Source organism: Hydrogenophaga sp., assembly GCF_035481345.1.
Lineage (GTDB): Bacteria > Pseudomonadota > Gammaproteobacteria > Burkholderiales > Burkholderiaceae_C > Hydrogenophaga.
In genome coordinates, this window is sequence record NZ_DATIGV010000159.1 from 1 (window position 1) to 22,698 (window position 22,698).

19 protein-coding genes are annotated in these 22,698 nt (G+C 69.2%); 3 read left to right on the forward strand and 16 right to left on the reverse strand.

The genetic code is table 11. From position 1 onward, the window contains the following. The 13 genes from VLG41_RS16100 to VLG41_RS16160 all read right to left on the reverse strand — a co-directional run. Nucleotides 1-1,527: ArnT family glycosyltransferase (locus VLG41_RS16100; RefSeq protein ID WP_325350408.1), on the reverse strand; the 1,527-nt coding region annotated here is incomplete at its 3' end. Continuing rightward, nucleotides 1,524-1,886, reverse strand: coding sequence for a DMT family transporter (locus VLG41_RS16105; RefSeq protein ID WP_291017901.1), 363 nt, complete (start codon nt 1,884-1,886; stop codon nt 1,524-1,526). The genes VLG41_RS16100 and VLG41_RS16105, both read right to left, overlap by 4 nt. Beyond that, nucleotides 1,883-3,349 carry a UbiA family prenyltransferase gene (locus VLG41_RS16110; RefSeq protein WP_325350409.1) on the reverse strand — a complete coding sequence of 489 codons (1,467 nt, stop codon included), beginning with the start codon at nt 3,347-3,349 and terminating at the stop codon, nt 1,883-1,885. The genes VLG41_RS16105 and VLG41_RS16110 overlap by 4 nt, the downstream gene beginning before the upstream one ends. Nucleotides 3,350-3,452: 103 nt before the next feature. Continuing rightward, nucleotides 3,453-6,740 (reverse strand): hypothetical protein, encoded by a 3,288-nt coding sequence (locus VLG41_RS16115; protein WP_325350410.1) that lies wholly within the window; start codon nt 6,738-6,740, stop codon nt 3,453-3,455. Between the two features lie 31 nt (nt 6,741-6,771). After that, nucleotides 6,772-7,269 (reverse strand): hypothetical protein, encoded by a 498-nt coding sequence (locus VLG41_RS16120; RefSeq protein WP_325350411.1) that lies wholly within the window; start codon nt 7,267-7,269, stop codon nt 6,772-6,774. 221 nt (nt 7,270-7,490) lie between these two features. Further along, nucleotides 7,491-8,147, reverse strand: a complete 657-nt coding sequence (locus tag VLG41_RS16125) for an exopolysaccharide biosynthesis protein (protein ID WP_325350412.1) — start codon at nt 8,145-8,147, stop codon at nt 7,491-7,493. 103 nt (nt 8,148-8,250) lie between these two features. Then, entirely contained in the window at nt 8,251-9,255 is a 1,005-nt protein-coding gene (locus VLG41_RS16130) for a sulfate ABC transporter ATP-binding protein (protein WP_325350413.1), read from the reverse strand. Between the two features lie 58 nt (nt 9,256-9,313). Further along, nucleotides 9,314-10,201, reverse strand: a complete 888-nt coding sequence (gene cysW, locus VLG41_RS16135; protein WP_325350414.1) for a sulfate ABC transporter permease subunit CysW — start codon at nt 10,199-10,201, stop codon at nt 9,314-9,316. Further along, nucleotides 10,198-11,073 carry a sulfate ABC transporter permease subunit CysT gene (gene cysT, locus VLG41_RS16140; protein WP_325350415.1) on the reverse strand — a complete coding sequence of 292 codons (876 nt, stop codon included), beginning with the start codon at nt 11,071-11,073 and terminating at the stop codon, nt 10,198-10,200. Before cysT ends, cysW begins: the two co-directional genes overlap by 4 nt. 3 nt (nt 11,074-11,076) lie before the next feature. Then, entirely contained in the window at nt 11,077-12,072 is a 996-nt protein-coding gene (locus VLG41_RS16145) for a sulfate ABC transporter substrate-binding protein (protein WP_325350416.1), read from the reverse strand. 134 nt (nt 12,073-12,206) lie between these two features. Then, the gene (locus VLG41_RS16150; protein ID WP_325350417.1) at nt 12,207-12,500 is read right to left on the reverse strand and encodes a DUF1330 domain-containing protein; all 294 of its coding nucleotides are present in this window, start codon (nt 12,498-12,500) and stop codon (nt 12,207-12,209) included. Between the two features lie 69 nt (nt 12,501-12,569). After that, the gene (locus VLG41_RS16155; RefSeq protein ID WP_325350418.1) at nt 12,570-13,586 is read right to left on the reverse strand and encodes a sulfate ABC transporter substrate-binding protein; all 1,017 of its coding nucleotides are present in this window, start codon (nt 13,584-13,586) and stop codon (nt 12,570-12,572) included. Between the two features lie 154 nt (nt 13,587-13,740). After that, nucleotides 13,741-14,691, reverse strand: a complete 951-nt coding sequence (locus tag VLG41_RS16160; protein WP_325350419.1) for a LysR family transcriptional regulator — start codon at nt 14,689-14,691, stop codon at nt 13,741-13,743. Nucleotides 14,692-14,800: 109 nt separating this feature from the next. Here VLG41_RS16160 and VLG41_RS16165 point away from each other — a divergent pair, with 109 nt between their 5' ends. Both VLG41_RS16165 and VLG41_RS16170 read left to right on the forward strand, forming a co-directional pair. Further along, nucleotides 14,801-16,318, forward strand: a complete 1,518-nt coding sequence (locus VLG41_RS16165) for a CoA-acylating methylmalonate-semialdehyde dehydrogenase (RefSeq protein ID WP_325350420.1) — start codon at nt 14,801-14,803, stop codon at nt 16,316-16,318. Continuing rightward, a complete protein-coding gene (locus VLG41_RS16170; RefSeq protein WP_325350421.1) occupies nt 16,315-17,973 on the forward strand; it encodes a GMC family oxidoreductase in 1,659 nt (552 codons plus the stop codon). Before VLG41_RS16165 ends, VLG41_RS16170 begins: the two co-directional genes overlap by 4 nt. A gap of 6 nt (nt 17,974-17,979) precedes the next feature. Here the strand turns inward: VLG41_RS16170 and VLG41_RS16175 are convergent, their stop codons facing one another. Continuing rightward, a complete protein-coding gene (locus VLG41_RS16175; RefSeq protein ID WP_325350422.1) occupies nt 17,980-18,315 on the reverse strand; it encodes a hypothetical protein in 336 nt (111 codons plus the stop codon). A gap of 24 nt (nt 18,316-18,339) precedes the next feature. Continuing rightward, nucleotides 18,340-19,599, reverse strand: coding sequence for an ammonium transporter (locus tag VLG41_RS16180; protein WP_325350423.1), 1,260 nt, complete (start codon nt 19,597-19,599; stop codon nt 18,340-18,342). A gap of 274 nt (nt 19,600-19,873) precedes the next feature. On the opposite strand from VLG41_RS16180, the gene VLG41_RS16185 reads away from it, so the two are divergent. Beyond that, nucleotides 19,874-20,632, forward strand: a complete 759-nt coding sequence (locus VLG41_RS16185) for a sulfite exporter TauE/SafE family protein (RefSeq protein ID WP_325350424.1) — start codon at nt 19,874-19,876, stop codon at nt 20,630-20,632. An 89-nt stretch (nt 20,633-20,721) separates the two neighbouring features. Here the strand turns inward: VLG41_RS16185 and mrdA are convergent, their stop codons facing one another. Further along, the gene (mrdA, locus tag VLG41_RS16190) at nt 20,722-22,689 is read right to left on the reverse strand and encodes a penicillin-binding protein 2 (protein WP_325350425.1); all 1,968 of its coding nucleotides are present in this window, start codon (nt 22,687-22,689) and stop codon (nt 20,722-20,724) included. Between the last annotated feature and the right edge of the window lie 9 nt (nt 22,690-22,698).

Sequence of the window (22,698 nt, forward strand, 5' to 3'; positions counted from 1 at the left end):
GCAGTCCTTGAACCCGTAGCGTTCGCAGAACGGGTTGCCCCACAGCGGCAGCCAGCGCGGGATGTCGTGGAAGTCGCGCGCCACGGCTGCGAGCACGTTCTCGCGGTAGGGCGCGAAGCGGAAACCCTCCCCGTCGACGAACCAGAACTGCGCGCCATCGACCACGAAGGCCTGCTTGCTCACGCGCTCGAAATAGGGCGCGTACACCGAGGGGTCGGGCTCGTCGTACTGGAACACGCGGATCGGCCGCCCGTCGTAGCGGCGGAAGTCGACGATCTGGTCGTCCTGTCGCGCGTGGTGGCGGCCCTGGCCGAACACCGGCACGTACTGCCCGTGGCGAAAGGCCAGCATGGCCGCCGGGTTGTAGGCGTGGGCCATCAGGGCGCCGTTGGCGGGCAGGCCCTGGCGCAGCGCGGCCACCACGGCCGGGTTGTCGCGCAGGAACACGATGCGGTCGGCCCACTTCGTCGTGGACCACCACGACACCGGACTCAGCACCAGCGCCAGCACCACCACCAGGTGCGGCAGCGACAGCACCAGCGTGTAGCCCAGCAGCCGGCGCAGCGGGCGCACGTCGCAGCGCAGGCCGGCCCACACCACGAACACCGGCACGAAGCCCAGCACCCAGTGCAGGCCGATGGTGCGGCGCGTGGCCAGCAGCGCGAACACCACGAAGGGGAAGATCCACAGCACCGCGAGCGTGGTGCGGGTGGTGGCGCTCACGCCTTCGGGGGCGCGCGAGCGCGCGGCGCGCCACAGCCACCAGGGGGTCACCAGGTACAGCGCCATGCCCACATAGGTGAGGAAGGTCTCGATGGACCACGCCGACGCCTCGTTGCGGTTGAAGACGTTGAACATCACGTGGCTCCAGCCGTGCGTGGCGTTCAGGTACAGGTTGGCCGCGATGGCGGGCAGTGCGGCCACGAAGACCAGCAGCGGCGCCCACCAGCGTTCGCGCCGCCAGCCCCAGGCGTGGGCGGCGTAGGCGAAGCCTAGCAGGGCGGCGAAGTACTTGCCGAAGAAGGCCGCGCCGAGCAGGGCGCCGCTGAGCAGGTACCAGCCCGTGGCGCGCTCGGCCGTGTCCGCGCGAACGTAGGCCCAGAACGACAGCGCCATGAACAGGATCAGGGGCGTGTCGGTGGTCACCAGCACGAACAGCCAGCTCCAGGGCAGGGCCAGGTACACCGCGCCCGAGAGCCAGGCCTGGGGCTCGGATTCCTCAGGCAGCAGGCGGCGCAGCAGGTCCACCACCAGCAGAGCGATGGCGCTGGTCACGAGCAGCGTGACGCTGCGCAGCACCAGGGGCGCGTCGCCGCCGATGGCGCGCAGACCCGCGATCAGCCAGCCCACCAGTGGCGGGTGGTCTGAGTAGTGCCAGGCCGGGTGCGCACCCCACTGGTAGAAAAAGGCCTCGTCGCCGGTGAAGGGGAACACCGCGGCGAGGAACAGCTTGAGCAGCAGCGTCAGGCCAAAGGCCCACCAGAAGACGCGGCGCGCGGCCGCGAGGGAGTTGTTGTCGGCTTTCACACGCGCGCATCCAGGGCCAGCAGGCTCACGCCGACCACGATCAAAGTGCAGCCCGCCACGCGCAGCCACGAGAACGGCTCGCCCAGCCACAGGACGCCCAGCAGCATGGTGACCACGAAGCCCAGGCTCACCAGCGGGTAGGCGAGGGACACGTCCAGCCGCGACAGCACCCACAGCCACAGCACGGCGCTGGCGCCGTAAAGCATCAGGCCCAGCCAGACCATGGGGCTGGTGAAGGCCTGCGCGTAGGTGCCGGCCACGTCGGCGCCGCCGGGGCCCAGTCCGCGCTTCATGGCAAGCTGGGCCGCCGACGACATGAGCACGCAGACCAGCGCGAGCAATAGGGCGAGGGTTTTCATAGATGGGGTTGCCAGCCGATGGTGGCGGCCACACCGATGCCGCCCATGATGAGCAGCGTGGCCCAACTGAAGGGGTCCTTCAGCGCGAAGGCCAGCGGGTCTTCGCCATAGAGCTCGCGCCGCCCGGTCTTGAACCATATGCGCATCACCCACAGCAGCAGCACGGGCGCGGCGGCCCACAGCCAGTCGGGCTGGCCATAGAGCGCGCGGCTGTTGGGCGAGTCGATGTAGAGCGTGAGCACCAGCACCGACATGAAGCCGCTGGTCATGCCCATGGTGCGCAGCGTGGCCAGGTCGCGGGGCTGGTAACCGCGGCCGGGCGCGGGCGCGTGGTGCGCCTCCACCGCCTCTTCCAGCTCGGCGCAGCGCTTGACCAGCGCCAGGCTCAGGAACAGGAAGATGGAGATGGCCAGCAACCAGTTGGACAGGTCCACGTGCCCCGCCAGCGCGCCGGCGCCGATGCGCAGCGTGTAGAGCGTGGCCAGCAGCAGCACGTCGATGAGCGGGATGCGCTTCCAGCGCAGCGAATAGCCCAGCGTGAGCGCGGTGTAGAGCAGCAGCGCGGCAGTGAAGGCGCCGCCGACCCAGAGCGCCAAGGCGAAGGCGGCCAGGATCATGCCTGTGCCGATGGCCACGGCGGCGCCGATGCCCAGCGTCCCCGCGGCCAAGGGACGAAAACGCTTGAGGCGGTGCGCGCGGTCGTTGGGCAGGTCCAGCAGGTCGTTGACGAGGTAGGTGGCCGAGGCGCACAGCCCGAACGCGATGAAGGCCACGAACAGGGTGAACCACAGCGAGGGCGCGGTGGTGTGCGCGGCCAGCAGTGGCACGAACAGCAGGCCGTTCTTGGACCACTGCTTGAGGCGGATGGCCCGCAGCACGGTCTTGAGGGACAGGGGTTGGTGCGTGAACACCTGTGCGGGTGCATGGGAGGCCTGCAGGCGCCGCAGCACGCCGGCCGGCGCGTTCACCGCCACGGCCTGGGCGCTGCCGGCCCACACGTCCAGGTCGTCGGCGCTGTTGCCGGCGTAGGCCCAGCGCGCGTGGCCTTGGGCGCGCGCGTGCGCGGCGATGGCTTCGCGCTTGTGGGTGCGGCTCAGGTTGGGGCCTCCGTCCTCGGTGGCCAGCACGTCGCTGAACACGCCCAGGTGGTCGGCCACGCGCCGCGCGATGCGCGCGTCGGCGGCGGTGGCCAGTACCAAGGTGCGGCCACGCGCGTGTTCATGGCGAAGAAAGTCGATGAAGTCGGCGCGCCAGGGCAGTTGCGCGGGCTCGGGCAGCACGGCGTCGGCCAGCGCGCGCTTGAAGCCGGCCTTGCCCCGCGGCAGCCAGCCCACCATGCGCAGCAGGTTCACCGGGTGGCGGCGGGCGAACAGCACGACGGACTCGTGCAGCGTGTCGCTCGGCGTGAGCGAGCCGTCGAGGTCCACATAGAGCGGACAGTCGTTCAGGGCCGTGTCTTGCATGGGCGGGCAGGGTGTGCGGCGATTCTAGGGGGCGCCTGTGACACCGGCCTGCGCCCCTGGAAGGGGCGTCTGCGCGTGGTCGCCGTGATCGGGCGGTGGCGGCTCAGCGCACCTCGATGGGTGCCAGGATGGCGCCGACGGACTCCTGCGCTTCCACGAGCCGTGTCAACTGGACGCACAACAAATATGTGTCCGTCATTCGCGCCTTCAGCTGCTTCTGGCCGTCGATGTCCCTGGCGCGGCCCGTGGCTTTCTCCGGGATACCGGCCGCGGTGGTTTGCGCCGCATTTCGAGCCGTCTTCAGGAGGGCCAGGATGTGGGCCCGTTTCAGGTCGGCGTCGCTGGCGTCGTCTGGCAGCGAGGCCATGACGTCAGAGTCCTTGGGCAATACGAGGCCTGGGCCACCCACTTCTCTGGCCAGCGCCACAAGGATTTGCTGCATGAGCACCTGCAACTCGGTCGCGTTCGGCTTCTTTTCCAGCCGGTGCAGTTCCTTGATGGCCCTGTCCGGTGTGCCCAAGGGGTTGGCCCGTTGTTGATGGAGGTGCTTGCCGATGGCTGCGGGGCGTTGCCCCATCCACCGGCCCAGACGCACGTGCCTCGGCTCAGCAGCGGCGCGGTTCTGGTCACCGAGAGGCGTGGGCCGCCTCACGGGTGGCCCATCGCGCCGGCTGCGGCCGACGTCCTTGAAGGCTTTGATCAGATGGCCCGCCATCCGGGTCTCGTCGGTGCTCGCCGCCGGTTGTACGGCGGGAGGCGCCGGGGCCGCGGTGGTGTCGAGCCAGGAAGGGTCCGCGATCAGTTCGAGCAGGTAGGGCGCGAAACTTTCCCTGAGTTGCGGCGCGTGCTGCAGGGGGTGCTGCCCGTCTTCCGCTGGCGGCTGCACGCTCTGGGCCTGCAAGGCGTACAGCTCCCGTGGTCCGATGCCTTGCTCGCGCAGCTTGCGGCCCAGAAAATTCAACTGCTCCCTCAGGCGCTGAGACTCCTTCAGGCGCAGTTCCGCCAAGCGTTTGCCGAAGGCCTCCGGCTCGTTCGCCACTCTGTTGATCCAGCCTTGAAGCGTCAGTGTCCCGTCCTCCGACAGGGCGTTCTTCTGATTGAAGTGCCGCTCGATCCAGCCGTTGACGCTCGTGGCGATGTCGGCCAGCTTGCGCGGGTCTTGAAGGGGCAGGTGGTCTTCGGGGTCCGGCTGCAAGCCGTACAGCTCGCTCAGCGATTGGCGCACCTGTTGCAGGTACAGCTCCGGGCTGGGGAAGTTCTTCGGGTCCCAGGCGCCGGGGTCGGCCTTGCCCTGGGCCTCGGCCAGTTGGGTCACCAGTTGGGACTCGATGGTGGGCGTGCCGATGCCGTGGTCTCGCGCCCGCACGTAGAGCGCCTGGCCGAGGTGTTCGATCGCCAACCAGGGGTTGGACGCCAGGGCGTGCGGCTGCAGCAGCTTCGGGTCCAGGTCCCGGCCATCGGGCGTGGCGCGCAGTTGCTGGCGCAGCATCTCCAGGCGCTTGTCCCAGCGGTGCGTGTAGCCCTCGGCCATGTCGCGGTAGAACTCGTCCGGGGCTTGTGGGCCAAAAAGGCGCACGAGGGCCAGGGCAACGGCTTCGTCCTGTTTGCGGTCGTGCTTGTCCGCCCCCAGCTCGACGTAGTACTTCACACCGTCGATGAGGTACGCCACGCTGGTGGTGCCACCGGCCACCGCAGGGCCCGCAACCACGGGCACCCCCGTCAACGCCGTGACGACGCCGGTGCCGAGCAGCAGGAGGCCATTCACGATGGCCTTCAGCCCATGGAGCTTGCGCTCCTTGTTGGTTCGGCTGGTGTGGTGCAGGAAGTTCAGTTGCCTGCCGGCGCAGAGCGTCATGGCCCGCAGCGGGTATTGGCATGCCCGACCCCGCACGTCGGCGAGCTGCCCGTACGCCTGGCACAACGCAGCCGCATAGGCGCCCCTGTCGATCACGGGCCGCTTGGCGGCGGCGGCGGCGGCCATGCCGTGCTTGCCACCCTTGATGTCGATGCGGCCGCTGAACAGGTCCAGAACCCAGGCCGGGAACAGGAGGTTGATGGAGCTGAAGATCGCCGCCCCGAACACGGCCGCCATCGAGTTCCCGGTAGCGCTGAGCTCCACGAGCAGTTTCAGGCTGCCCAATACCTCATCGCGCACGCGGGCCAGTTCGGCTGGTCCGCTGTCGCCGAAGGGGGCCAGCACCACCCGGCGTGGCCAGCTGTCCAGGCGCTTCAAGTCGTCTTTCAGGTCAAGGATCTCTTGCCGCAGTTGCTCGATGGCCCGCTGATCGTCTTCTTCCTCCCGCTGCCATTGCCTGGCCTCGGCGAGCAATTGCGTGACTTCAGATCGCCGCTCGGCGGTGATGTGTCCATGTTCCAGCTCGATCGTGTATCCGCCGATCCGCTGCGCGACGTCCATTCCGTGCGAGCGCCTCCGCTGCAGTGCCTCGTCCTCTTTGTGCTCCAGTTCGTTCCTGGCTTGTGCCAGGCGTGCCCTCAGATCCTTTTTCATCTGCCCGGGCGAGAGACGCTCCTGCAGGGACGCGCGCACATCCTGTGCGCGCGTCCACAGACGATGCTGCTGGCTCTCGTCCCCACAGCGGTCGTATTCGGCTTTGAGGGCCACCAGTTCCCCGGCCTGCGCTTGCAAGGCCTTGCTGGCGCGTTGGACGTGCAAGGCTCCGGCGTCCCTGAAGAAGGCCTGGTGGTAGCTCTGGATGAAACCCTCGAACTGCTGAATCAGGCTGTTCGCCAGATCGCGAAGCGACGCGTCTTCGGGGAGGGGCGGGCCACCCTGAAGGCGCCCGTTGAGTTCGTCGAGCAGTTGGCGCTGCTCGGCCAGCGCCACGTGCGCCTCCATATACATCTCGTGGGCCTGTTCGGCGCTGATCTTCGCCTGGTAGATGTCGGCGAGTGAGGCCGCGCAGGCGACCCCGTTGAAGAACGAGCCGAATGGGACCCCTCCGCTTACGTTGGACACCAGGCCCGCAATGGCCCCCGTTGCTCCGCCGCCCACGGCGCCGAGCGCAGCGCCTTGAAAGGTGGTGCCGAGCAGAAACTTGCGATGGTCTCGGCGCCACTGAAGCAGGCGCGCCGACTGGCCGGCCGCCTCGCGGGTGGGCGGGGTGTGCCGCAGCGCCAGGGGTTTGGGACGCGGGGGAAGGTTCACCTGCAAGGACGCATCGGGTGCCTTGGCGGCGGAGCGGTCCCGGCGGCGGTGCTTCTGCGGCCGACGGGTGAGATCGATCCCGGCGTCCGGGGAAAGCGAAACGTTTCCCGACCGGGCATCGTCGAAGTTCGACGCCGACGTCGACCGGTTCGTGATCGACGCGGACGAGGTCTTGGTCCGATGCGCCTGCGGCCGGTAGCCAAGGCTGCTGGAACTGCTTTCCATGGGGTACTCCGTTCTTGATCGCTGGTGGGCCTCAAACCGGCAGCAAAGGGGGCGAGGGAGGCGCCACGCCCTCTTCGGGCGCCGAGCCGGCGGCAGCGACCTGTTGCATCAGGACCTGTCCGCACACACCCAACCACTCGCCGATCGCGCTGGCGAGCGTTAGTTGCACGGCGTCGAGAAAGGCGTCTGGCCCGGGGACAGTGGCGCCGTCGAGCGTGGCCATGCCCACCACCTCGTCGCTCGAGGGCATCAGTCCGAAGCCGATGCCCGCATCGCCGCCGGTCTCCAGCCAATGGCGCTCGAGCAGCGCGCGATACAGCGCCAACTGCGCCTGCGGATGCTCGCCGCCGTCGATCACGACGGGCAGGGTCAGCGTCAGCTCCAGCAGCCCGCTGCTCTCGCTCCACTGCACGCTGACCAGCGTGTCGTCGACCTCGATGTCGACCGCGTCTTCGATGCGGGCACTGGGCCGGACTGGGCAACATGGGGCCAGTCCCTCCATCAGGGCTTGAAAGTCGTGCAGGGTCATGGCGGCAGCTCGGCTGCGAAGGTCCGATCGCACGGGGTCGTGCTCGGGTACTGGCTTGTGTCGGGCCTGGTGTCTTGAGGGTTCCGTGAGAGCGGAGGCTCCCGGCCCCTCGGACGTCGGGCGCGTGTCCTAGGCCCGCGGCACCCTAAGGCGTTTGCATCAGAGCGGTGCTCCAGGCCACGAGCGGGCTCGCACTGGGGGAGGCACGCCGCGCCGCTCCCTCAGGCCATCAGCCAGTGCCAGCCGCGTGACACGATGTCGATCGCGAGTTGCCCGAAGGCCAGGGTGTAGGCGATGGCCGCCGCGCCGGCCACGGTGGACACGGCCAGCGCCAGGCCGTCGCGAAACAGCCAACCCAGGCCCAGCAGCACCAGGCTCGCGCTGGGCAGCACATTGCCGAAGGGCAGGGGCAGGAAGATGATGAAGGCCATCACCGCGATCCACAGGCCCCACCAGCCGCGCGTGCCTTCGTGCCGCCAGACCTGCCAGCGCGGGCTCAGCCACCGATCGGCCAGGGCATACAACCAGGCCAGGGCGTGCAGGCTGCGTCGCGACCAGCGTTCGTTCAGGGTGAAGCCGCCCAAGGCGCCGGGCAGGGCCACGCGCTCGTGGCCGCGCGCCCAGTACCAGCCGAGCGCCACGATGAAGAAGCTGACGAACCAGCCCGCGCCGCCCACCGGGATGAGGGTGAACAGCGAGAGCACCATCACCAGCACCGGCAGGGAAGCCTCGCCGTGCAGGTTCAGCAGCTCGGTCAGCGTCAGGCGCAGCGGGGCCGTCTCATCCGGGTTGTGAGAGCCGCCCAGGCCGTGCGCGCGCCACAGCCGCTCCTGGCGGATGGCGGCGCGGCGCAGGCGGCGGGCAAGGCTGTGGTCCATGGGGCGCGGTGATGCTCGTGCCCCTGGATGACCGTTTGACGACAGCGGGGTTCCCGCACCGCCGGCGTGCAAGGCCCGGCGGGCGCCCGAAGGGACGCCGGACTCAGGCCAGGGCCGGGTCCACCTCGGCGGGCGCGGCGCGCGGCGAGACGAGCACCGTATCGCCCTCGCGCAGGCCCAGGGTCTGGAACTGCGCCGTGCTGAGGCGGGCCTCGATCAGGTCGTGCCCGCCCGAGGTGCACTCCAGTTCGAGCCGCACCACCGGGTCGAGCACCAGCGCGCGGCGCAGCGTGGCCACCACGGCGCCCGTGGTGTCGGCGCCGGGCAGCAGGCGCTGCACCTGAAGCTCGTGGGGGCGCAGCGGGCGGGTGCCGTCGCCCACCAGCGGCACGCCGCCCAGGAAGCGCGCCACGAAGGGCGTGGCCGGGTGTTCCCACACCTCGCGCGGCGAACCCACCTGCTCGATCTTGCCGTGGTTCATGAGCACCACGCGGTCGGCCACTTCCAGCGCCTCTTCCTGGTCGTGCGTGACGAAGATGCTGGTGACGTGCAGTTCGTCGTGCAGGCGACGCAGCCAGCGGCGCAGTTCCTTGCGCACCTGGGCGTCGAGCGCGCCGAAGGGCTCGTCGAGCAGCAGCACCTTGGGCTCCACCGCCAGCGCACGCGCCAGGGCAATGCGCTGGCGCTGGCCGCCGGAGAGTTGGGCCGGGTAGCGCTCGGCCAGCCAGTCGAGCTGCACCAGCTTGAGCAGATCGTGCACCTTGGCCTGGATCTGCTTCTCGCTCGGGCGCTCGCCGCGCGGCTTCACGCGCAGGCCGAAGGCCACGTTGTCGGCCACCGTCATGTGGCGAAACAGCGCGTAGTGCTGGAACACGAAGCCCACGTTGCGCTCGCGCACGTGCACGTGCGTGCTGTCTTCGCCGCTGATCACGATCTGGCCGGCGTCGGCCGTTTCCAGCCCCGCGATGATGCGCAGCAGCGTGGTCTTGCCGCAGCCCGAGGGGCCCAGCAGGGCCAGGAGTTCGCCGCTCTCGATGTCGAGCTGGATGTTGTCCAGCGCGTGGAACGTGCCGAAGTGCTTGGAGATGTTCTGGACGTTGATGCTCATGGTGAAACCTTCGCGCAGCGCGCTGCGGTGCGAGTGCCTTCGGGCGGCCGTGCGGCGCTCATGGGGTAACTCCTGCGACGGTGGCGTCGTGGCGCGGCCGCTCGGGCGGCAGCTCGGCCAGGGCCTTGAGCTCGCGCTCCATGCGCCACTCGGCCGCGGTCTTGATGACGAGGGTGACGAGTGCCAGCAGCGCCAGCAGCGAGGCCACCGCGAAGGCCGCGACCGACTGGTACTCGTTGTAGAGCACCTCGACGTGCAGCGGCATGGTGTTGGTCTGGCCGCGGATGTGGCCCGAGACCACCGAGACCGCCCCGAACTCGCCCATGGCGCGCGCGTTGCACAGGATCACGCCGTAGATCAGGCCCCACTTGATGTTGGGCAGCGTGACGTGCCAGAAGGTCTGCCAGCCGGTGGCGCCCAGCACCTGCGCGGCCTGTTCCTCGTCGTTGCCCTGCGCCTGCATCAGCGGAATGAGCTCGCGTGCGATGAAGGGGAAGGTGACGAAGATGGTGGCCAGGATGATGCCGGGCACGGCGAAGACGATCTTGATGTCGTGCTCGGCCAGCCAGGGGCCCAGCCAGCCCTGCGCGCCGAACACCAGCACGTAGATCAGGCCAGCCACCACGGGCGAGACGGAGAAGGGCAGATCGATCAGCGTGGTGAGGAAGGCCTTGCCGCGGAACTCGAACTTGGCCACGGCCCAGGCCGCGGCCACGCCGAACACCAGGTTCAGCGGCACGGCCACGGCGGCGGTGATCAGGGTAAGGCGAATCGCAGCCCAGGCATCTGGCTCCTTCAGCGCTTCCCAGTAGGCTTCCCAACCTTTGCGCAGCGCCTCGGCGAACACGGCGGCCAGCGGCAGCACCAGGAACAGCGCCATGAAGACCAGGGCGATGCCGATCAGCGTGCGGCGCACCCAGGGCGCCTCGGTTCGTACAAGGCTCATGCCATCGCTCCACCGGAACGCTTGCGCTGCCAGGCCTGCAGGCCGTTGATGACCAGCAGCAGCACGAAGGAGATGCCCAGCATCACGGAGGCCACGGCGGTGGCGCCCGCGTAGTCGTACTGCTCGAGCTTGGAGATGATGATCAGCGGCGTGATCTCCGACACCATGGGCATGTTGCCGGCGATGAAGATCACCGAGCCGTACTCACCCACCGCGCGCGCGAAGGCCATGGCGAAGCCCGTGAGCAGCGCGGGTGCGATGCTGGGGAAGATCACGCGCCAGAAGATCTGCCAGCGCGTGGCGCCCAGGCTGCTGGCGGCTTCTTCCAGCTCTTTCTCGGTGTCTTCCAGCACGGGCTGCACCGTGCGCACCACGAAGGGCAGGCCGATGAAGATGAGCGCGATGACCACGCCATTGGGGTTGAAGGCGAGCTGGATGCCCAGCGGCACGAAGTACTGGCCGATCCAGCCGTTGTCGGCCAGCAGCGCGGTGAGCGAGATACCGGCCACGGCGGTGGGCAGCGCGAAGGGCAGGTCCACCAGGGCGTCGACGATCTTCTTGCCGGGGAAGCTGTAGCGCACCAGCACCCAGGCCACCAGCAGGCCGAACACGACGTTCACCAGCGCGGCGATCAGCGAGGCGCCGAAGGTGAGGCGGTAGGAGGCCAGCACGCGCGGCGAGGCCACGGCGTCCCAGAACTGCGGCCAGGTCATCGAGAAGGTCTTGAGGACCAGGGCCGAGAGCGGGATCAGCACGATCAGGCCCAGGTAGAGCAGCGTGTAGCCCAGGGTGATGTTGAAGCCCGGCAGCACGCGGCGCGCGGTGCGCCGCGCGCCGGGCGCTGCCGGCAGGGGCAGCGTGGTGGCGGTCATGGCTCAGCGAACGGTGTACAGCTGGTCGAACTTGCCGCCGTCGTTGAAGTGGGTCTTCTGTGCGTCGGCGAAGGAGCCGAAGTACTGCTCGACGGTGAACAGCTTGACGGGCTTGAAGACATCGGCGTGTTTTTTCAGCACCGCTTCCGAGCGCGGGCGGATGTTGTGCTTCGCCGCGATCTCCTGGCCCTGCTCGGAGTAGAGGAAGTCGAGGTAGGCCTTGGCCTCGACGGCCGTGCCTTTCTTGTTCACCGTGCGCTCGACGATGGCGACCGGGTTCTCGGCCACGATGCTCGCGCTCGGGTGGATGGCGTCGACCTTGCCGGCGCCGAACTCGTTGTTCACCGACACCACCTCGGATTCGAAGGTGATCAGCACGTCGCCGACGTTGCGCTGCAGGAAGGTGCCGGTGGCGTCGCGCCCGCCGCGCGCCAGCACGGGCACGTTGGCGTAGAGCTTCTTCACGAATGCGGCGGCCTGCTCGTCGGTGCCGCCCTTGGCGCGCACCTGGCCCCAGGCCGCCAGGTAGGCGTAGCGGCCGTTGCCGCCGGTCTTGGGGTTGACCACCACGACCTGCACGCCGGGCTTGATCAGGTCGTCCCAGTCCTTGACGTTCTTGGGATTGCCGTTGCGCACCAGGAACAGCATGGTGGAGGTGGTGGGCGCGGCGTTGTGGGGGAATTTCTGGCGCCAGTCCTTGGCGACCACGCCCTTGTCGGCGAGGAAGTCCACGTCGGTGGTGGTGTTCATGGTGACCACGTCGGCCTCCAGGCCGTCGGCGACGGCGCGCGCCTGGGCGCTGGAGCCGGCGTGCGACTGGTTCACCACCACGGTCTTGCCGGCCTTCTTCTGCTGCTCGACGAAGGCGGCGTTGATGTCCTTGTAGAACTCGCGCGCCACGTCGTACGAGACGTTGAGCAGCGTGGTGCTCTGGGCCGAGGCCAGGGTGCTGAGGGCCAGCCCGAGGGCGGCGACGGTGGTGCGCAGGGCGGTGTTCATGGTCGTTTGCTCATGGAGTCCGGGGTCAGGACGGGCATTCTGGGAGTGCCCTTCACAAAAGCAAACGACAGTTTTCTTGTTTCTTCATGCCGCGGTGGCATAAGAAACGGCGGCCACCGGCCGCCGGATGACGCTCAGGCGATGGCTTCGATGATGCGGATGTCCCGCTCGGCGCCGTCGCCCAAGGCCTGCAGCGCCTCCTGATAGGCGGAGCTGTCGTGCGCCGCGATGGCCTGGTCCACGCTGTCGAACTCGATCAGCACGGCGCGTTGCTGCACGGCGGCCTCATACACCTGCGCGGGCATGCCGCGCGCCAGAAAGCGCGCGCCAAACGCTTGCAGGGCCGGCCCCGCCAGTTGGGCGTAGGCCGCCAGCGCGGCGGGGTCGCTGATCGATCGGTAGGTGGCCATCCAGTAAGCCTTGGGCATGGGGGGGATCTCCTCGTGGGTTGATGGGGGCCTTCAACGGCCCGAGGATTGTCGCTCCCATGCGAAGCCCTACTTGCGGGTGTAGATCTGGTCGAAGCTGCCGCCGTCGGCAAAGTGCAGCTTGGCCGCCTGGTCCCAGCCGCCGAAGGCGGCGTCGATGGTGAACAGGTTGAGCTTGGGCAGTTGCTTGGCGTACTTGGCCTGGGCCTTCTCCGAGCGTGGGCGGTAGAAGTGCTTGCCGATGATGTCCTGCGCCTCTTCGGTGTACAGGTACTCGAGGTAGGCCTGGGCCACGGCGCGCGTGCCCTTCTTGTCCACGTTCTTGTCGACCACGGTCACGGCCGGCTCGGCCAGGATGGACAGCGAGGGGTAGACGAAGTCCACCTTGTTGCCGAACTCCTTCTCCAGCAGGTAGGCCTCGTTCTCCCAGCTGATGAAGACGTCGCCCTGGTTGCGCTGCGCGAAGGTGACGGAGGCGCCGCGCGCGCCGGTGTCCAGCACGGGCACGTTGGCGTAGAGCTTGGCCACGAATTCCTTGGCCTTGTCGTCGCCGCCGTACTTGCGCTTGGCGAACTCCCAGGCGGCCAGGTAGTTCCAGCGCGCGCCGCCCGAGGTCTTGGGGTTGGGCGTGATGACCTTGACGTCGGGGCGGATCAGGTCGTCCCAGTCCTTGATGTTCTTGGGGTTGCCCGCGCGCGTGACCAGCACGATGGTGGAGGTGTAAGGCGAGCTGTTCTGCGGCAGGCGCTTCTGCCAGTCCTTGGGCACCCACTGGCCGTTGGCGTGCAGGGCGTCGGTGTCGCCGGCCAGGGCCAGGGTGGCCACGTCGGCGTCCAGGCCGTCGATGATGGCGCGGGCCTGGCGCCCCGAGCCGCCGTGCGATTGCTTGATGGTCACGTCCTGGCCGGTCTTGGCCTTCCAGTGCTTGGCGAAGGCCGCGTTGTATTCGACGTAGAGCTCGCGCGTGGGGTCGTAGCTCACGTTGAGCAGGGTGACGGGCGCGGGCGCCTGGGCCTGGGCGGCGCCCAGCGTGAGGGTGAGGGCGGCGGCGCCCAGGGTGGTCAGCAGGTGGCGGCGGGTGCTCATGGTTCGTTCCTTGTTCGATCGGGTCGTTCGGCGGTGCTGAAGTCAGCGACAAGGCCGCGATGTTCCCGACTTGTGGTCGAACAAGGAACGAATACGTTTTTGGTTGTTTATGACGAAAACATCTATGGGCCTCGCGTCGGGCGCCATATGACGCTCAGGGCCGCAGCGGGAAGCCCTCCGCCAGCGCCTCGCGCAGCCAGGCCACGAAGACCGACACCGCGCGCGGCACGTGGCTGGCGTAGGGCCGGATGGCGTAGAGGTGGTCGCTGAAGGTGCCCACGGCCTGCCAGTCCGGCAGCACCTCGACCAGCTTGCCCGCGCGCAGCGCGGCCTGGGCGCTGAAGTCCGGCAGCAGGGCGATGCCCAGGCCGGCGATGGCCGCCTCGCGCAGCGCCTCGCTGTTGTTGGCGCCGAACGGCCCGCTCACCGCCACCGTGAAACGCGGGGCGTTGGTCTTGCGGCGGCCTTCGGCGGGCTGGAAGTGCCAGGCCGGCGTGTCCTGCGCGCGTGGGTAGTGCAGGCAGTCGTGGCCGGCCAGGTCATGCGGCGCGGCGGGCGTGCCGCGGCGGCGCAGGTAGGCGCGGCTAGCCACCAGCACCGAGCGCGTGCGGCACAGGGTCCAGGCCACGTGCGTGTCGGGCGGCGCGGCGGTGTGGCGGATGGCGAGGTCGAAGCCCTCGGTGGCGAGCGAGCTCAGCCGGTCCGACAGATCGAGCTCGATGCGGATGCCCGGGTGCTCGCGCAGGAAGTCGGCGATGCGCGGCACCAGCTGCTGGCGCGCGAAGGCCACCGGCGCCGTCACCCGCACACGGCCCACGGGCACCTCGGCCAGGTCGCGCACGCTGGCGAAGCCTTGCGCGATGCGCTCGAAGGGCTCGCGCAGGCCGTCGACCAGGCGCTGGCCGGCCTCGGTGAGGCGCACGCTGCGCGTGGTGCGCTGCACCAAGGGCACGCCGGCCGCGCGTTCGAGCTCGCTGATGTGCTGGCTCATGGCGGCCTTGCTCACGCCCAGGCGCTGCGCCGCCGCGGTGTAGCTGCCGTGCTGCGCCAGCACGGTGAGCCAGTGCAGGTGGGACCAGAGGTGTTCGGCTTTTTCCAGACTCATGGGCACATTGTTCACCAAGGCAAACAATGCGTTCAAGCCCTTGGCCTAGGCAGGAGCAGGCCGGCTGCCTAGAGTGGCGGACCGCTTCTTCACCGCAGGGACCGCCGCCATGACCACGAACCCCACCTCCATCGCCCACTTCATTGGCGGCCGCGTCGCCGCCGGCACCTCCGCGCGCGTGCAGGACGTGACCAACCCCGCCACCGGCGCCGTCACCGGCCGCGTGGCCCTGGCCAATGCCGCCGACGTCGACACCGCCGTGGCCGCCGCGCAGGCCGCCTTCCCGGCCTGGGCCGACACGCCGCCGATCCGCCGCGCGCGCGTGATGTTCAAGTTCCTTGAACTGGTGAATCAGCACAAGGACGATCTGGCGAAGCTGATCACCAGCGAACACGGCAAGGTGTTCACCGACGCGCAGGGCGAGGTTGCGCGCGGCATCGACATCATCGAATTCGCCTGCGGCATTCCCCAACTGCTCAAGGGCGACTTCACCGACCAGGTCTCCACCGGCATGGACAACTGGACCCTGCGCCAGCCGCTGGGCGTGGTCGCGGGCATCACGCCCTTCAACTTCCCGGTGATGGTGCCCATGTGGATGTTCCCGGTGGCCATCGCCGCGGGCAACTGCTTCGTGCTCAAACCCAGCCCCATCGACCCCTCGGCCTCGCTGTTCATGGGCGAGCTGCTCAAGCAGGCGGGCCTGCCCGATGGCGTGTTCAACGTGGTGCAGGGCGACAAGGAGGCGGTGGACGCGCTGCTGGTGCACCCCGACGTGAAAGCCATCAGCTTCGTCGGCTCCACGCCCATCGCCAACTACATCTACGAAACCGGCGCGCACCACGGCAAGCGCGTGCAGGCACTGGGCGGCGCGAAGAACCACATGGTGGTGATGCCCGACGCCGACCTGGACCAGGCGGTGGACGCGTTGATCGGCAGCGCCTACGGCAGCGCCGGCGAGCGTTGCATGGCCATCAGCGTGGCGGTTCTGGTGGGCGACGTGGCCGAAAAGATCATGCCCAAGCTGGTCGAGCGCACGAAGACGCTGAAGGTGCTGGACGGCATGAACCTCGCGGCCGAGATGGGCCCCATCGTCACGGCCGCCGCGCACCAGCGCATCAGCGGCTACATCGATGCGGGCGCCAAGGAAGGCGCGACGCTGCTGGTGGATGGCCGGGGCTTCAGCGGCGCCACGGCCGGCAAGGGCTGCGACAAAGGCTTCTGGATGGGCGGCACCCTGTTCGATCACGTCACCACGGACATGAAGATCTACAGGGAGGAGATCTTCGGCCCCGTGCTGAGCTGCGTGCGCGTGCCCGATTTCGCGCAGGCGGTGCAGATCATCAACGAGCACGAGTTCGGCAACGGCGTCTCCTGCTTCACGCGCGACGGCAACGTGGCGCGCGAGTTCGCGCGGCGCATCCAGGTGGGCATGGTGGGCATCAACGTGCCGATTCCCGTGCCCATGGCCTGGCAGGGCTTCGGCGGCTGGAAGAAGAGCCTGTTCGGCGACACGCACGCCTATGGCGAAGAGGGCGTGCGCTTCTATACGAAGCAGAAGAGCATCATGCAGCGCTGGCCGGAATCGATTTCCAAAGGCGCCGAATTCGTCATGCCCACCGCCAAGTGAACGACACCACCTTCGACTTCATCGTCATCGGTGCCGGCACCGCCGGTTGCCTGCTCGCCAACCGCCTGAGCGCCGACCCGTCGAAGCGCGTGCTGCTGGTGGAGGCCGGCCGCAAGGACGACTACCACTGGATCCACATCCCGGTGGGCTACCTCTACTGCATCGGCAACCCGCGCACCGACTGGTGCTACCAGACCGAGCCCGACCCCGGCCTCAATGGCCGGCGCCTGCGCTACCCGCGTGGCAAGACCCTGGGCGGCTGCTCCAGCATCAACGGCATGATCTACATGCGCGGCCAGCGGCGCGACTACGAGCACTGGGCCGAGGCCACCGGCGACGCCGCCTGGCGCTGGGACGCCTGCCTGCCCGACTTCACCGCGCACGAGGACCACTACCGCCTGGACGCCGCACAGGACCCGGCCTTCGCCGCCCTGCACGGCAATGGCCGCCGCGGCAGCACCGGCGAGTGGCGCGTGGAGAAGCAGCGCCTGCGCTGGGACATCCTCGACGCCTTCGCGGCGGCCGCGCAGCAGGCTGGCGTGCCGGCCACGCCCGACTTCAACAGTGGCGACAACGAGGGCGTGGGCTACTTCGAGGTGAACCAGAAGGCCGGCTGGCGCTGGAACGCGTCCAAGGCCTTTCTGCGCCCGGTGCTGCGGCGGCCCAACCTCACGGTGTGGACCGAGACGCTGACCGAGCGCCTGCGGTTCGAGCGTGACGCCAGCGGCGCGCTGCGTTGCACCGGCGCCGAACTGCGGCGCGGTGGCGAGCGCGTCAGCGTGCGTGCCGCTCAGGAGGTGGTGCTCAGCGCGGGCAGCATCGGCTCGCCCGCGATCCTGCAGCGCTCGGGCGTCGGCCCGGCGGCGCTGCTGCGCCAGCACGGCATCGAGGTGCAGCACGAACTGAAGGGCGTGGGCGAGAACCTGCAGGACCACCTGCAGATCCGCGCCGTCTACAAGGTGCAGGGCGCGCCCACGCTCAACGTGCTGGCCGGTTCGCTGTGGGGCAAGGCCCGCATCGGCCTGCAATACGCGCTCTCGCGCAGCGGGCCCATGAGCATGTCGCCCAGTCAGCTCGGCGCCTTCACGCGCAGCGATCCCTCGCAGCCGCACGCGAACCTCGAGTACCACGTGCAGCCGCTGAGCCTGGACGCCTTCGGCGAGCCCTTGCACGCCTTCCCCGCCTTCACCGCGAGCGTGTGCAACCTCAACCCCACCAGCCGGGGCCACGTGCGCATCACCGGTGCCGACCCCGAGGCCGCGCCCGCCATCGCGCCGCTCTACCTGGCCACGGAAGAGGACCGCCGCGTGGCCGCCGACAGCCTGCGCGTGACGCGGCGCATCGTGGCGCAGCCGGCGCTGGCGCGCTTCAAGCCCGAGGAGTTCAAGCCGGGGGCGATGTACCAGAGTGACGAGGAGCTCGCGCGCCTGGCCGGCGACATCGCGAGCACCATCTTTCACCCCGTGGGCACCACGAAGATGGGCCGCGCGGACGACGACATGGCTGTGGTGGACAGCCACCTGCGCGTGCGCGGCATCGCTGGCCTGCGCGTGGTGGACGCCGGCGTGATGCCCACCATCACCAGCGGCAACACCAACAGCCCCACGCTGATGATCGCGGAGAAGGCGGCGCGCTGGATTCGCGACGGGGCCTGAGAAGACTCAGCGCAGGCCGCCCACGTACTTGTGGTCGTCGGCTGCGGGCGGTGCCCCGGGCGCTGGCGCTGCCGCGGTGCGCAGTGCCTCGGCCGCCACGTCCAGCAAGGTCTTGCGTGGCGTGGCGCTCATGTTCACGATGGCCGCCTCCAGCTTGTCGGCCCAGGGCAGCAGGTCCGCGTGGCCATCGGCGGCGGCCTTCTCGCGCGCGAAGCGCACGATGGCCCGCGCGTACTCCGCGTTGGTGGCGAGCCACTCGGTGTCGGTGACGCGCCCGGTCCTGCGCCGCAGCAGCACGTGCAGGTGCGCCGCGATGGCGAACAGCTCGCTGGTATTGCCCATGGCAGTTCGGCCGCGCGCGAGGGGTCAGTTGAGTTTTTCGTTGTGCAGCGAAGCGTCCAGCCCCTGGCGCTCGTCGTCCGCGCGCACGCGCAAGCCGGCGAAGCGCGAGACGATGAACAGCACCACCGTGGTCATCACCAGGCTGTAGGCCAGCACCGCCGCGCAGGCGATGAATTGGGTGAACAAGCTGCCCTCCAGACCGGAGATCGCCGGATCGGCCAGCACGCCGGTGAGCAGCGCGCCCACCAGGCCGCCCACGCCGTGCACGCCGAAGACGTCGAGCGAGTCGTCGGCTCGCAGCAGGCGCTTGAGACCGGTGGCACCCCAGTAGCAGGCAAAGCCCGCCCCCACGCCGATGAGCAGGGCCGAGCGGGGGCCCACGAAGCCGGCGGCCGGGGTGATGGCCACGAGGCCCGCCACCACGCCCGAGCACAGGCCCAGCAGCGTGGCGCGCTTGCGGGCCCACCACTCGGCGGCCATCCAGGCCAGGGCGCCAGCGGCGGCGGCGATGTGGGTGACCGCGATGGCCAGGCCCGCACGGCCGTCGGCCGCCAGGGCCGAGCCGCCGTTGAAGCCGAACCAGCCCACCCACAGCAGGCCGGTGCCGGCCATGGTGAGGCCCAGGTTGAAGGGGAGGAAGGGCTCGCGCCCGTAGCCTTGGCGCGGCCCCAGCGCGTAGGCGCAGACCAGGGCCGCCGCGCCGGCGTTGATGTGCACCACCGCACCGCCCGCGAAATCGAGCGCACCGAGTTGCGCCAACCAGCCGCCCGGCTCCCACACCCAGTGCGCGATGGGCGCGTAGACCAGCAGCAGCCACAGGCCGGCGAAGCCGAGCAGGGCGCCAAACCGCATGCGCTCGACCAAGGCGCCCACCACCAGCGCGCAGGTGATGACCGCGAAGCTGAGCTGGAACATGGCGAACACGGATTCGGGCAGGTGCGGTGCCACGTGGCTCACGGCCACCTGGCCCGCCTGACCGAGGAAGTCCAGCCCCGTGAAGCCCGCGCGGGACAGGCCCCCGATGAACCCACCCACCGTGCCCCCAGGCGTGAAAGCCAGTGAGTAAGCGATCGCAAACCAGAGCACGCTGACCAGGGCGGCGATGCCCATCACGCTGGCCATGGTGTTGATGACATTGAAGCGGCGCACCATGCCGCCGTAGAACAGGCCGATACCGGGCAGGGTCATGAGCAGCACCAGGGCGGTGCTCACCATGACCCAGGCGGTGTCGGCCGAGGACAGGCTGTCCAGCGCCGCCAGGGCGGGGCCGCTGATGTCTGGCATACGAATCCCCCAACGTGGTTGTGGGCCGCGTGGTGCATTTCCTGTGCCAGGACCGTACCGGTGCAAGGGAAAGCCCGGATGCACCCGGGCGGTGCAAGCCGCTACATTCCCTGCATTGCCTGGTGCTCGGTAGGGTATTCAGGACGTTGGAGACCGAGGAGACACCCGTACCGGCACCGCCGGACACGCCGCACAGGCACCCCGACAGAGCCGACCCAAAAGGTCGGCTCTTTCTTTTTGGGTGGGCCAACGGCGCGGCGAGAATCGCTGCGCTATGGATTTGCTGCTCGTCTCCTTCGCCTCACTGCTCGCTGGTTTCGTGGACTCGATCGTGGGTGGGGGCGGGTTGATCCTCGTGCCCGCGATGTTCGCGGTCTTCCCCAACACCCATCCGGCCACGCTGTTCGGCATCAACAAGGGGGCGGCGGTGCTGGGCACGGCGGCGGCCACGGTGCAGTACGCGCGGCGCGTGGACATGCCCTGGCGCTCCTTGCTGCCGGCGGCGGCCGCGGCCTTCATCGGGGCGATGGCGGGGGCCTGGACGGTCACGGTGATTTCGCCCGATTTCCTGCGCCGCGCATTGCCCTTCGTGCTGGGCGCGGTGCTGGTCTACACCCTGATGCGCAAGGACCTGGGCCACGCGCACGATCCGGCCTTCGCCGGTCGACGGTTGACGGCCGCGGCCTGCCTGATGGGCGCGGTCATCGGCTTCTACGACGGCTTCTTCGGTCCGGGCACGGGCAGCTTCTTCGTTTTCCTGTTCGTGCGCTGGCTGGGGTTTGACTTTCTTCACGCCAGCGCCAGCGCCAAGCTGCTGAACACGGCCTCCAACCTGGCGGCGCTGCTGCTGTTCGCGCTCAAGGGCCACGTGTGGTGGCACTACGCGCTGGTGATGGCGCTGGCCAATGTGGTGGGCAGCTTGGCCGGCACGCGCCTGGCGCTCAAGCACGGCAGTGGTTTCGTGCGCTGGGTGTTCATCGTGGTGGTGGGGGCGCTGATATTGAAGACCACGTACGACGCCTGGCTGAAATAGTGCCCGCGCGCTCCGCCACTGCGCGGATCGCTGCCGCCGGAGGGCGCTGATCCGCCTTGGGGCGGCCCGGCGGCGCATCCGATGCCGGCCTACTGCACCGCCGCCGGCTCGGCGGGCGGCCAGGGCACCTCGCTGAGCTGGCGCGGCGTGCCCTGCGGCGGGCCGCCGCCACCGGATTGCAAGGACGCGATGTCCTGTTCGCTCGGGTACTGGCCCAGCAGCAGGTAGTCGAACACGCGGCGCGCGATGGGCGCGGCCGCGGCGGCGCCAAAACCCGCGTTCTCCACGATCACGGCCAGCGCCACGCGCGGCGCATCGACCGGCGCGAAGGCCAGGTAGAGCGAGTGGTCGCGCTGGTGTTCTTCCAGCTTGCGCGCGTCGTAGCGCTCGCGCTGGCCGATGGTGACGGCCTGCGCCGTGCCCGTCTTGCCGCCGCTGGTGTAGCCGGCGCCCGAGAACACGCGCGCCGAGGTGCCTTCGGTGGTGACGGCCTGCATGGCGCTGAGCACCGCACGCACGTGCTCGGGTTTGTAGTTCAGGTTCTCGGTGGGCGGCGCGGGCAGGGGGTCGACCTGCCCCGTGAGCGGGTTGCGCCGCGCCAGCGAGAGGTGCGGCGCGTGCTTGACGCCCCCATTGGCCAGCGTGGCCATGGCGTTGGCCATCTGCAGCATGGTGAAGTTGTTGTAGCCCTGGCCGATGCCCAGCGAGATCGTCTCACCCGCGTACCAGCGCTGCTGGTCGGCGCGCTTGTAGGTGTTGCGCTTCCATTCCTGGCTGGGCAGCACGCCGCGTACCTCGCCCTTGAGGTCGATGCCCGTGATCTGTCCGATGCCCAGTGGCTTCATGAAGTCGTGGATGGCGTCCACGCCCATCTCGTTGGCCAGCGAGTAGTAGTAGACGTTGCTCGACTTGACGATGCTGCGCCGCAGGTCCACCGCGCCGAGGCCGCCGTCGCCGTGGCTGCGGAAGCGGTGGTTGCCCAGCATCCAGTAGCCGGGGTCGTTGATGACCGTTTCGGCCTTGCGCGCGCCGGTTTCCAGGGCGGCCATGGCCATGAAGGGCTTGTAGGTGGAACCCGGCGGGTAGGTGCCGCGCAGGGCGCGGTTGAGCAGCGGCTTGTCGAGCGACTCGTTGAGCGCGCGCCAGTTCTCCACGTCGATGCCCTCGACGAAGAGGTTGGGGTCGAAGGTGGGCTTGGACACGAAGGCGAGCACTTCGCCGTTGCGCGGGTCGATGGCCACCAGCGCGCCGCGGCGATCGCCGTACAGGGTCTCCACCAGGTGCTGCAGCTTGGCGTCGATGGTGAGCACGATGGTGTCGCCCGGCGTGGGCGGCGTGGCCGCGAGCGAGCGCACCGCGCGCCCGCCAGCCGAGGTCTCCACGCGCTCGAAGCCGGTGGCGCCGTGCAGCAACTGCTCGTGCTGCTGTTCGGCCCCGAGCTTGCCGATGTACTCGGTGCCGCGGTAGTTGGCCTGATCCTCCTCGGGCCAGTCGGCGATCTGCTCCTTCTCGCGCTGGTTGATGCGGCCGATGTAGCCGATCACGTGGCTGGCCGTCTCACCGTTGGGGTAGTGGCGCAGCAGGCGCGCGCGCACCTCGACGCCGGGGAAGCGGAAGCGCTGGGCGGTGAAGCGCGCCACCTCTTCGTCGCTCAGGCGGGTGCGGATGGGCAGGGAGTCGAAGCGGTGGGATTCTTCGAGCAGCTTGCGGAAACGGCGCTCGTCGCGCGGGCCGATGTCGACCAGCTCGCGCAGGCCGGTGATGGTCTCGTCCAGGTCCTCGATCAGCGAAGGCGTGAGCTCCAGTGTGTAGGCTGAGTAGTTGCTGGCCAGCACGCGGCCTTCGCGGTCGACGATCTGGCCCCGGTTGGGCACCACCGGGATCACCGCCGTGCGGTTGCTCTCGGCCTGGGCCATGAACTCCTCGTGCTTGTGCACCTGCAGCCAGACCATGCGCGCGACGATGAGCCCGAAAGCGAACAGCACCGCCAGCGCCATCACGATGACGCGCTTGCGGAATTGCCAGATGTCCGCGTCGACGTTCCTGATCTCGGTCATGGCCTGCCT